The following is an 11,861-nucleotide window of genomic DNA, read 5'->3' as shown; positions in this document are numbered from 1 at the left end:
AGTATTTAGGTAGAACTTTGAGGTTTTATGGCATACATTCCTCAACTTGATAATTGTTACCTAGGATATAAAACAATTTACCAAGTATATTGGGATATGAGAATATTGACCTTTTAGTTTTTAATTCGCCGTAAATAGCGATCGCGCTAACTAAGGAACATCACCATCATCTTGCATATAAAACCTGTAAATTCAGGTGATGCTATTAATGAGAAAGGGGATAATTTATGATTAATACGCTGCAAGTTAACTTCCGCAACATGCCTCCATCAGCAGCAGTAGAAAACAGAATTCGTAAATATCTAGATAAAATAGAGGGTTTTTATCACCAAATTATCAGTTGTCGCGTCATGATAGAAGCGCCCCATAAGCATCATCATCACGGTAACCTTTATCATGTACGCATTTGTATTAATGTTCCTCATGGAGAAATCATTGTTAACCGTCAACCTTCCAAGCGTCAAAGCCATCAAGATATTTATGTAGCCATCCGTGATGCTTTTAATGCAGCAAAACGTGAGTTGGATAATTTTGTCCGGGTACAGCGACACCAAACCAAGAACCATACCATCCCACCTTATGGAAGAATTGCAGCATTATTCCCAGAGGAAGGCTATGGCTTTATAGAAACTCCAGATGGTGAAGAAATTTACTTCCACCACAACAGTCTTCTCAATGGTGATTTCCAGAAGTTAGATATTGGCAAAGAAGTTAGTTTTCATCCAGAAGCAGGTGACAAAGGACCTCAAGCCAGTGTAGTCAAACTGATTGGCAAGAAGCATCGTCTATTAGGTTCTCGCAGCTAAATTATTGGTAACTTTAGGGTAGGTAGCAATAAGACTTTTGACCGAGAAAGAAAAGGCTACAAATTTATGTATTGGGTTTCTCCCCTGCTCCCTGCTCCCTGCTCCCTTTTGTTAGCCTACCTCCTCTGCAAGCTTTACTAGCTGTCTCCGCTTCAAACCAAAGGCACGAAGTTCAACAATATGTCACAAATTTTCTTGTTTCTTCGTGTCTTTTTATTCTTAAAGTTAAGTATAGTTAAATAACTTTTTTTGTTACCGATCTAGGTAAAAATAGAAATATAGAATACCCTCGATTCAATAAAGCAACAAAGGAGGGAAAATATGAGCGGCAATCTTTATATTTCCATACCTAATATTCTCACCTATGTAACGATCAAGATCTATGTGCTCATTTTTTTGTTAGTAGTGTTGTGGTTGATTAGCCTTGCACCGGCAATATAGAGGATCATTGATCGAAAAAGCTGTCAAACAAATTTAGATTTTGGATTTTGGACTTCGTCGTGAGCGCTCAGTCGAACGATTTTGGATTTTGGATTGAACCCATCAACCATTCAAGATTAATTTCCTCGTTTCACACCACCAACCACAGGTTTAACTTCTGAATTTTTAGAAAATGGATCGGTTCCACCACTCCAATTAAAATCACTGATACGGAAGCTAATCCCAGCTAATTCCAAAACAGGATTGTAACGCACAGTAATACCATAAGTACGGCGACTGTATTCCAAGATATAGTCCGTACTACTAGCTTCACCTGTATCTAAGTTTACACTAGTTTGAAATCCCAAACGCAAAGGGCCATAAATTTGTTGGGTAATACCAGCACTTAATACCGTGTTATCAACGGAGCGATCAAACAAAAAGGGGGATTCCCCACTATTTAAACCTTGAGAAAAAGTAATATTAAAGCCGGTATAATCGAAAAATGGTTTAGAAAAATGACCTAGTTGCCCTTGCAAGCCAATAGTTCCAGTGAGGGTGCTTTGATTATCACCATTAGTATAATAACTACTAGTACCAGTAATCCCAGCAAATGCAGTCAAAAAAGGTACAACTGGTTTGGATGTATACCGCAATCCTTCTTTAGCTGTTGCTGGTAATGGTTTTCCACTCCATAGTAGTAAACCACCATTGAGAGCGGCACTACCTTGGATCCGACCTAAGGAAATGCGATCATTATTGCGGATTGTATCTAATAAATCTTGGCGATCAGTATTAGCAGTAATATACTGTGCCCCTGTTTGATAGCTAAAATTAATACCTTTAGCCACGGGAATTATCGGAGAGGTAAGAACTCCACCGATACTACTTTGGACTGTTTGAAAGCCCAGAGTGCCATTAAACAAGCGATCGCGGTAGTTAAATTCCATAGTCAAGTTATGAGGATTTCGCAGATCGCCAACCTGCTGACGTAAGCGGACATTGGCACGCAAATTTTCATCGACATCACTCAAATCTAAACTAGTTAAGGAGCCAGAACCTCTTAGCTGTGTCTGTGGTCCTAAAATTGCATTCAGGCTACTTTTTAATGCGAATATTGAGGAAACACTTCTGGGACTTTGGATAGCTTCTTGTGCTAAAAATTGTGGTGTGACAGTCCAGCTAGATTGTTCTGTGTTCAGGATTTGAAAACTACGCTCTAAGAATAAACCACCCCGCTCATCTCCATCAAAACCGAAAGAAACCAATGCAGGAGTTGCATCCCTCTCTCGGCGATCAATGGTTTGTGAATTTCTGGGAATAGGTAAACTCAAACCTCTGTCAAATACTAACCGTTGTCCCTTGGTTTTGATGCGGTCTTCCAAGGGAGATTTTTGAGTGAGAGTAACTTGATTAGCTCGCAACTCTAATTCTGGAGGCGAAAATGGGTCATTAGTGATTTTCACATCTCTAGCTCGCCAACCCCTAGGATAAAAATCAACTCGCCCTGCTTCAAATCGCAATTTATTGACTGCACCACCTTGCTTTGGTAAAGGTTGGTTACTTATATTTCTCCTACCGCCAAGAGTAATGTTAATCGCACCAGGACTGGTAATGTTTTGCGGCTGATTGGCTCGTAAGCGATCGCTAACTGGTTCAGATATACTACCCGCCGTCACATCCGTAGGTAAAAAGGAAAAATCATTACTAAGTGTAGGAATAAATATTTCTCCCCTACCACCTTGGAGTTCACCTCTATCTTGAATAAAGTTATAGGTAAATTTATTTCCCCGCAGAATTTGCTTGCCCCTGGCTAAAGTGACATTACCTTCCCCCACAGCAATCAAATTATCTAAATTAACTTGTAGGCGATCGGCATCTATCACGGCTCCATCAAACCTGACTACCACTTTACCCTCAGCTGTAATCACCCGCCGTTGTTCATCATATTCTTGGCGATCGGCGATTACTTCTACAATCCGTCTTTTAGCTGGAGGTGGATTCCTAGGCTGACTTTCTTCTTGGTTGGTGCTTGGTAATTTAAGTGTGGGTTGATTGGGGGAATCCGTTGCAGGGACTTGAGATTCTTGGCTACGAGACTTAAATTCTATAGTTGCAGGGGTAACTTGACCATCAGAATTAAAATTAATCTGTATTGGCTTTTGTTCAGTTGCAGAAGTTGTAGATTTAATAACTATATTTTTTGGCTGACTTGATTTATCCTCCTTTGGTAAAGTTTTGCTAGGGGATAAATTTGGAGCAATGGTTGGCTGAACTGCTTCGGAAAGGGTAAACTCCACCTGACTTATTTTCTGCTCACTAGGCTCTATAGAATAGCCCACAGATAATTTTCCTCCCAAAGGTGCAGCTTTATCCATCGCCGTCAACGAAGAAAATTCTGCTGGGAATAGTTCTGGAGAACTAGGTGTTGATAAAGCTTTACCTGCTAATAACCTTTCCTTAATTTTTTGGTCAGCAGAAGATGAGGACTGGGAATTTTGCTTGTGATTGGGAATTGAAGAATTTTGCAGAGCATCATTCTCTACATTCTCTGAGAGAGATTTTCTTTTATGCCTTGCAGAGCTAGGTTTGGTAACATAATTAACATCAGAATGGAGATTCGTTGTTAAATTTCCTAAAAGGGGAGGCACTGCGGGCGGCAGAACTGGATGAAGCATATTTCAGCACAATTGAGCTAACAAACAGCCAAATTAAAGTCGGAAGGTCAAATACATAATAGTGCCTTCCGACATGGTTTTCTGCCTAGCCTGGGGCAGCTAGCCGCCCAGTAACTTTTGACAAACACGGCTATTAACAGGCTGGTGTTTATACCAGCAAATGTTTAAGTTGAGGACAGCAAAATATCTTTGGTGTAATATTTTACTCTAAATCTTGACGACCAGGGTTACGGGAAGGATCGCTAGACAAAAATCCAAAGACGAAGATACTGACAAAAAATGCAACAACAATATAAACTACGACTTTTAAAGTCAACATAGGGATGTCTCCAGTTGGGAATGAAAGTCTTTCCGTATCTGCAATACAGAAAAAAGATAACTTTTTTTATCTTACCGAAATCTCGTCGTCTTTTCGGAGAAAAATAGTATACCCCGAATTGGTTAACTGAATACAGTTGAGAATTGAGCTATCTCCATAGTTCCCAATGGTAGATATGTCGACCTCCAATCGTATTATATGGTTGAACTTGAGTTGAACTTATAAGCACCCCAGGCTGGAAGCTAGTCTACTAGTTATTGCCGAGACGAGAAGTCAACAGTAAAGGTTTCCCAAAATTAAGGGACTTCCAAATAAAAAATAATCAATCACTTGGAATGCAGGGGGCAGGGAGCAGGGAGTAGGGGGAGTGAAGCAAGTAGTTCAATTCCAGAAATTGGGTAATTTATTTTTTGGTGTTCCCTAACTAGTCATAGAAAAAACTTTCTTCCCAAAGGCGGAGGTAGTTCCATAGACGCGCTAAGCTAGGCTTCTTGTAGAGATCAAACAATTTCACCACCCAGTATGAACATCCCTCTAACCAACTCTCGATTCCCGACTCCCAATTTTCTCGCTAATGGAGGGAACAGAGGGAAAATTATGATAATTTAAATCCCCCTCATTCTCTCACTCTCTCATTCTCTTACTCCTACACTCCTACTTCCTGAGGTTTCCGGCTTTTGATAACCCTTGCAGGGGTTCCCACAGCTACAGAAAATGGAGGAATATTTTTTGTCACCACTGCTCCTGCGCCAATCACACTACCTGTACCGATGGTTACTCCATCTAGTACAGTCACCCCATGACCTAACCAACAATCATCTTCAATGGTAATTCCTTTACGAGTGAGTCCTTGGTCTTTAATTGCTATAGAAAGATCGGAAAATTTATGATTATTAGAAATGATTCCTGTATGAGCAGCAATTAAACAACGGTTGCCAATTTTTATATCTCCAGGGCCACCAATACAAACATTGGGACCAATGAATGTGTCATGACCAATTTGTATATGTGTATCTTCTAAACAACCAATTTCAGTATTACGCTCGATCGCAACTCCATCCCCTAAAGAAAGCTTATTATTTTCATGCCCTCTAGCATCTAAACGAGCACCTTTAAAAATGTAAACATTTTTTCCTATTTCTATATTTCCAGCCCCAACAAAGTTAACACTATTTTCAATAAAAACTTTCCAGGATATTTTAGAAAACATGAGACGATAGGTTAAGGCTCTTAACTGGGGCCCCAAAAAAATTGTTGGTTGCCATCCAAATAAATTCAGTAATAAAAATTCTGGCAAGCGTTCCATTTTTTTCGATAATATTTGTTTATTCATGCAGAGATAATTCCTAGTTATAATTATGATTTTCAGTTGATAAACAATTAAAAAATAAGTTCTATCAAAAAAATAAACTGTCTCTATTTTTACGTTTTAATTGATTAATTTATACTAGTACATGTCGGTGGACATAAAGGTAGTATCTAAGCTATTTAAAAGCTTTTAATATCGGCAATTTTTAATTTATTGATTAAACATCACGTAATAAGTTTGCTTGAATTTTTTATAGTTTATATAAAGTTTGTATCAAGCAATTATTTATACTTCAAATTAAGATTGTAATCAACTTAAAATAGATTATCCATACTTGATAGCGATCGCACTTGGCGCGGCTCCTCTGGGGAGCATCGCCAGTCACCCTTGTTTTTTTAGATTTAATTGTTAATAATAATTAAGTAAATGAGTTAAAAGGGCACAATGGCATTATATGCAGAATTGCACAGGCATCTAGGCGGCTCAGTTGTACCCCGAGTATTGTGGCGATACTTCGAGCGACATTCTTCTGAGTTAATTTCCCGCTTTACTGAATATTCTAGTTTTGAGGAGTTTTATACCCGTAAGCGTAATACTTTAGATGAATACTTGGAATTACATACCTTGGTAGAAAAGGTACAAACTGTAAAGACCTTGCCTTACTTTATCTATCGCTTAGTTAGGGGCGCTTATATCTTTGAAAACTTGGCTTATTTAGAGTTGCGTTACACTCCTTATCTCCGTACACCCGAAGATTTGAGTCAATCGGAGCGCATTGGCAAAATGACGGAGATTGTGGAAATTGTGGGCAAAGCCAGTCAAATATCAGAATATCCGATTATTACCAGTCAAATTCTCTGTATGCATTCCCGTTTACCTTATGAGGTAAATAAAGCAATTGTAGACTTGGCAGCACAAAATAGACAGTATGTCTGTGCTATTGATGTGGCTGGAGGGGATAGCTACTATGGGGAGCGTTTAGAAGAGTGGGTGCAGTTGTATGACTATGCCCTATCTTTAGGGTTAAATACTACTGGACATGTTTATGAAACTACTGCTGGCTGTTACCCCCAACTACTACCCTATATGAATCGTATTGGTCATGGCATCCAGATACCACTACTATATCCAGAATTACTACCAGAGTTAGCTAAACGCAATCAGTGTTTGGAAGTTTGTCCCACAACCTATATAAAAACAGGTACTTTAGAAGATATCCGTCAGTTAAAGTTAGTTTTTGACCGATGTTTTGCAGCTGGTGTAGATATAGCTATTTGTACAGATAATGCGGGGTTGCACAATGTACGTTTGCCATTTGAGTATGAAAATCTTTTAACCTACGACATCATTAATTTTGAGCAGTTACAAGCTTGCCAGGATGCAGCTTTTCGTCACGCTTTTGCATGGCCATACAACCAGCGTCCTGCTTCTTTGTTGCATGGTTTACTCCAGCCTGAACCATTAATTCATAGTTGATTCTGTCTATCTAAAAACTTCAACTGCTGATACAGATAATCAATTTATGGTACACGTAAACCATAACATGCAAGTAGTAAATTTTGGCAAATTTTATATAGTTGTTCCAATTAATTACTTTCCGTAGTGGGAGCCAGATAGCTCCCTTTTGATACAAAGCGGGCAAAATGCCCGCACCGCAAATTTAAATATTTGGGAGCCTCCCAGAAAAATTAAGCTATATTCTTCTATGAATACTCAATAATATGAACCATTGAAAGATAAACTACAAGCATCCACAAAATACGGTTTGGCATTACACACCACTACCCCTGAATTAGGCTTGGCGATGAGTAATTTTGATGGAGAGACACGTTCTGATGTTTGGAATTTAGAACGTCAGGTATCCAGTTTATTACATCAATACCTGATGGAATTTATCAAACCACAAACTTGGATAGACTTAGCATTTATTGCTGTAGCCAAAGGGCCTGGTGGTTTTACTGGTACTCGTATTGGAGTTGTAGCCGCCCGTACCTTAGGACAACAATTAGATATTCCTGTATTTGCAATTTCCACTTTAGCGGCTGTGGCTTGGTCAGAAAAAGCTAAAAGAAGTATTGAAGAAGATGTACAGACAACAACCATAGCAATACAAATGCCTGCACAGCGAGGTCAAGTTTTTGGAGCAATTTATCAATTTACTCCTGATTATTCTGGACTGAATATATTATTATCAGATAGAGTGTTCACTCCAGAAGTATGGCAAGACAAGTTAGCTAATTGGCATACTGAATATGATTTAATTGAAGTTCAATCTAATTTGGCGGCAACCGTTAATAGTATTTTAGAACTAGCCTATTTAGATTGGTGTGTAGGTAAAAGTCCCGATTGGTCAGAAGCTTCACCTTATTATGGACAGCATCCTGTAAATATATAAGTAACCTCAGTTATGAAGACCAAAATCAGGTAACGATATAATCAGGGTTTGAGCTTATCCCGAACTCAGGTTAACTTATAGCTGTTTCAATGTATTTATCAACTGAGCAATCGCTCCTTCACAAGAATTCAGCAAAAAGGCGATCACTCCTTTATCCCCAAACTCTACCAACTGCGATCGCTCTGTTAGAAACAAGAAAACATCATTCATCCATTCCCTTTGAAGATTTGTGTGATATCGAGGCGAGATACAATAGTAGACACAGCCGAGACTCTCATTAGGAACATTTCTTTAAATAGCCCATAGCCCATTCTCAAAGATGTCAAGATGGTACAAACACCCGCTTGTGAAAACCAAATCCTACACCTTAATTTGCCATCATCAATCGGATTGTACGTCACCCAAGAACAGTTTGCACTACTGAGTGCAGCAAACCGAGATTTGAAACTGGAAAGAACTGCACGAGGAGAATTAATTGTGAACCCACCGACTGGTTGGGAAACTGGAGGATATAACTGGAATATTTCTGGAGAGTTATATTTGTGGTGGCGTAATTCTGGTGAATCGGGTTTAGCCTTTGATTCTTCTACTGGCTTTATTTTACCTAATGGTGCGACCCGCTCTCCCGATGCTTCTTGGATAAGTCAGGAACGTTGGGATGGACTGAGTTCAGAAGAAAAAGGTACTTTTGCTAATATCTGTCCTGATTTTGTGGTTGAATTACGGTCTAGCTCCGATAGAATTGAGCCGTTGCAAGAGAAAATGAGAGAATATATTGACAATGGTGCCAAATTAGGATGGTTACTAGATCCGCAGCAGAGACGGGTGGAAATTTATCGTCAGGGTTTGGCTGTGGAAGTGTTAGATAATCCCGAATCGTTATTTGGTGAGGAAGTTTTACCGGGTTTTGTGTTAAATTTGCGTCGGGTGTGGGGTGAAAAATGGGAAGGTGGGCATTGCCCACCCTAGGAAATAATCAGAGTTAGATTCTGGTAATGGGTGACTACTTTGTTACAGTCGCTATTGCCTTACCCAATTTTTGCAAGGCAACTTCTACTTCTTGTTCTGTCACAATCAAAGGTGGAACAAAGCGGACAACTTTTGGTCCAGCAGGCACTAGTAATAAACCCTCTTCCATAGCTGCTTTGACAATATCTATAGCAGTAAGAGGTATATCTGCTAATAATTCCATCCCATTGATTAAACCCCATCCCCGGACTTCGGCAATGTGTTGAGGATATTGAGCAGCAATATTCTCTAAGCCAGCCCGTAATTGTGCCCCCCTTTCCACTACATTTGCCAAAATATTCTCCCGTTCCAAGGTTTGACAAACGCTCAAAGCAACTCCAGAAACAAAAGGATTACCACCAAAGGTACTGGCATGATCACCAGCTTGGAAAACATCACAGAATTTTTTACACAGTAATGCGCCAATAGGGATACCACCACCCAAACCTTTGGCACTAGTAAAAATGTCTGGTTCTACACCCAAATGTTCATAACCCCATAATTTGCCCGTGCGCCCCATACCCACTTGCACTTCATCAAATATCAGGAGAATGCCTGTTTCGTCACAAATTTGCCGCAGCTTTTGGAAATATGCTACATCTCCCGGACGAACTCCACCTTCTCCCTGTAAAGGTTCTAACAAAATAGCAGCGACGCGGTAATCACCTTCATCCAGTTCGCTAATTGCATTTTCGATTGCCCTAATATCGTTATAGGGAACATAGTAAAAACCAGGAACCAAGGGATCGAAGTTTTTTTGATACTTCGGTTGTCCGGTAGCGGTAATGGTAGCTAAAGTTCTACCGTGGAAACTAGCATTGGCAGTGAGAATAATTGGTTTGTCAATTTCCAGAACCGTATGGGCATACTTCCTTGCCAATTTAATTGCACCTTCATTAGCCTCTGCCCCAGAATTGCAGAAAAAAGCGCGATCGCTACAGGAATGCTCTACTAGCCATTGTGCTAGTTCTCCCTGTTCAGGAATATAGTATAAATTAGAAACGTGATGGAGCTTTTGAATTTGCCGCGTTACTGCTTCCACCATCACAGGATGGGCATGTCCCAAGGTACAAGTAGCAATTCCCGCCACAAAGTCAAGATATTCCTTCCCTTGGGTATCCCAAACCCGACACCCTTGACCCCGTTCCAATGCTAAGGGAAAACGTCCATAGGTGGACATGACAGATTGGTCAAAACTATCAGCATTAAATGAACTAGAGGTACTAGAACCTGATTCTGGAGAATTGGTAGTTTGTTGTACAAGAGTTTCTCTGCTCACAACTTAACTCCTAAAGCTTTTTATTTTAGCTAATTTCGGCATTCAACTCACACTCCCCTTAGGTAAGATTATGAGATAAAATCCCAGACAAAGGTGAAACACCCTACTGTTTAATGTAATCAAAGATTGTCATCTCTGATTGCTACTGGAACAAATTGAGACAACAGTAATCGGTATCAAGCCCCCGCAGTCGCTCATGGATGTGGGGAGTGTGGGGAGTAACTTTTATGAAACCCCAAAATTTCGTTCACCCGTCGCTCACGGGGAAACTGATAACTGATAACTGATAAAAAGACTTTCTTGCTGATGGCGACTGTATAAACACAATTTTCTCTTGATATCAATACCCTTAATTCATAACTTCATGTATAAAAGTTAGCTAGAAGGGAGGAAACAAAAAAGAAAAGTTACTACAATAGCAAAGTTATATGCATTACCAGCAGTAAATTTAACTAACTTTGCCACTTTAGAAACTAACTGTGTACTCAAATCTTGAGCAAAAATATCAACGTATCCAGAAAGAATTAATGGCAGGGGCAATTGCCCTTGCTGGTGTATTTCTCGTCGGTACCTTATGGTACAGCCTGGTAGAAGGTTGGACTTTGGCAGATGCTGCTTATATGACTATCATTACCTTGGCAACTGTGGGCTATGGTGAAACTCATCCCCTAGGCAACCGTGGCAGAATATTTACCATTGCTTTGATTTTAATGGGGGTTATGGGTATCGGTTATATTGTCAACCGATTTACCGAAGCTATCATCCAGGGATACTTTCAGGAAGGAATTCGATTGCAACAACAACGACGCTTAATGGAATCATTATCAGAACACTATATTATCTGCGGCTTTAGTCGCACAGGTCGGCAAATCGCTAAGGAATTTGAGGCAGAAGGAGTTCCTTTTGTTGTGATTGATTCTAATCTTGACTGTGTGCAACGAGGACAACAAGAAGGCTACACCATATACCAGGGTGATGCCACTTTAGATGAAACTTTAATTCATGTGGGTATTGCCAAAGCTGTCTGTATTGTGGCTGCCTTACCTTCTGATGCTGAAAATTTATACATTGTTCTATCTGCAAAAACACTGAATTCTCATATTAGGGCGATCGCTCGGGCAAGTAATGAAGAAGCATTGCAAAAGCTACAACGGGGCGGAGCAGATGTAGTGATTTCCCCTTATATTACTGGTGGTAAAAGAATGGCATCTGCTGCCCTCAGACCTCAAGTTATGGACTTTGTGGATGGGATTATTTCTGGTGCAGATAGACAATTATATATGGAAGAATTTTTACTCGATCCATCTGTTTGTCCAATTGTAGGTAAAACTTTACACAATGCCAAGCTACGGCAGCAAACAGGAGCATTAGTATTGGCAATTCGTCGTCTGGATGGCAAATTAATTGGTGGTCCTAATGGAGACACTATTTTAATGCCGGGAGATACCTTAATTTGTATGGGTACGGCAGAACAACTGCGTGATTTAAACCAAATTCTCGGGCCAATTGGTTCTAAGCAATTACGTAAGCCGAAAAAGTCCTAATAATGCTCTGCGCTGTTGGTGATTCAGTTTCAGTTATAGCTTGAAAATAGGGATTGGGGAGTGGCTTTTTGTGCTTCAAGTTGAAGTGTGGAATGTGGGTTGT

The 11,861-nt window shown here is 39.9% G+C and carries 10 protein-coding genes; 5 read left to right on the top strand and 5 right to left on the bottom strand.

Features of this window, described 5'->3' with window-relative positions:
- Positions 1-227 precede the first annotated feature (227 nt).
- A complete protein-coding gene (locus CALSC_RS05325; protein WP_088240365.1) occupies positions 228-806 on the top strand; it encodes an HPF/RaiA family ribosome-associated protein in 579 nt (192 codons plus the stop codon).
- Between the two features lie 557 nt (positions 807-1,363).
- Here CALSC_RS05325 and CALSC_RS05320 read toward each other — a convergent pair.
- The 3 genes from CALSC_RS05320 to CALSC_RS05310 all read right to left on the bottom strand — a co-directional run bounded on the left by CALSC_RS05320 (position 1,364) and on the right by CALSC_RS05310 (position 5,556).
- Positions 1,364-3,904 (bottom strand): DUF3769 domain-containing protein, encoded by a 2,541-nt coding sequence (locus tag CALSC_RS05320; RefSeq protein ID WP_088240364.1) that lies wholly within the window; start codon positions 3,902-3,904, stop codon positions 1,364-1,366.
- 202 nt (positions 3,905-4,106) lie between these two features.
- Positions 4,107-4,223, bottom strand: a complete 117-nt coding sequence (locus CALSC_RS05315; protein WP_088240363.1) for a photosystem II reaction center protein I — start codon at positions 4,221-4,223, stop codon at positions 4,107-4,109.
- Positions 4,224-4,869: 646 nt separating this feature from the next.
- Entirely contained in the window at positions 4,870-5,556 is a 687-nt protein-coding gene (locus tag CALSC_RS05310) for an acyltransferase (RefSeq protein WP_088240362.1), read from the bottom strand.
- Positions 5,557-5,976: 420 nt separating this feature from the next.
- Between CALSC_RS05310 and CALSC_RS05305 the strand changes: the two genes are divergently transcribed.
- Positions 5,977-7,008 (top strand): adenosine deaminase, encoded by a 1,032-nt coding sequence (locus tag CALSC_RS05305; protein WP_088240361.1) that lies wholly within the window; start codon positions 5,977-5,979, stop codon positions 7,006-7,008.
- 253 nt (positions 7,009-7,261) lie between these two features.
- A complete protein-coding gene (tsaB, locus tag CALSC_RS05300; protein WP_088240360.1) occupies positions 7,262-7,927 on the top strand; it encodes a tRNA (adenosine(37)-N6)-threonylcarbamoyltransferase complex dimerization subunit type 1 TsaB in 666 nt (221 codons plus the stop codon).
- Between the two features lie 75 nt (positions 7,928-8,002).
- Here tsaB and CALSC_RS27795 read toward each other — a convergent pair whose 3' ends face one another.
- Positions 8,003-8,137, bottom strand: a complete 135-nt coding sequence (locus CALSC_RS27795) for a hypothetical protein (protein ID WP_268807186.1) — start codon at positions 8,135-8,137, stop codon at positions 8,003-8,005.
- A 117-nt stretch (positions 8,138-8,254) separates the two neighbouring features.
- Between CALSC_RS27795 and CALSC_RS05295 the strand changes: the two genes are divergently transcribed.
- Positions 8,255-8,896, top strand: a complete 642-nt coding sequence (locus CALSC_RS05295; protein WP_088240359.1) for a Uma2 family endonuclease — start codon at positions 8,255-8,257, stop codon at positions 8,894-8,896.
- Positions 8,897-8,930: 34 nt separating this feature from the next.
- Here CALSC_RS05295 and CALSC_RS05290 read toward each other — a convergent pair whose 3' ends face one another.
- The gene (locus CALSC_RS05290; RefSeq protein WP_088240358.1) at positions 8,931-10,214 is read right to left on the bottom strand and encodes an aspartate aminotransferase family protein; all 1,284 of its coding nucleotides are present in this window, start codon (positions 10,212-10,214) and stop codon (positions 8,931-8,933) included.
- 479 nt (positions 10,215-10,693) lie between these two features.
- Between CALSC_RS05290 and CALSC_RS05285 the strand changes: the two genes are divergently transcribed.
- The gene (locus CALSC_RS05285; protein WP_088240357.1) at positions 10,694-11,758 is read left to right on the top strand and encodes a potassium channel family protein; all 1,065 of its coding nucleotides are present in this window, start codon (positions 10,694-10,696) and stop codon (positions 11,756-11,758) included.
- The last annotated feature ends 103 nt before the right edge of the window (positions 11,759-11,861 follow it).

It is taken from the genome of Calothrix rhizosoleniae SC01 (assembly GCF_900185595.1).
Taxonomy (GTDB): domain Bacteria; phylum Cyanobacteriota; class Cyanobacteriia; order Cyanobacteriales; family Nostocaceae; genus Calothrix_A; species Calothrix_A rhizosoleniae.
This window is presented reverse-complemented; position numbering and strand designations above follow the sequence as displayed.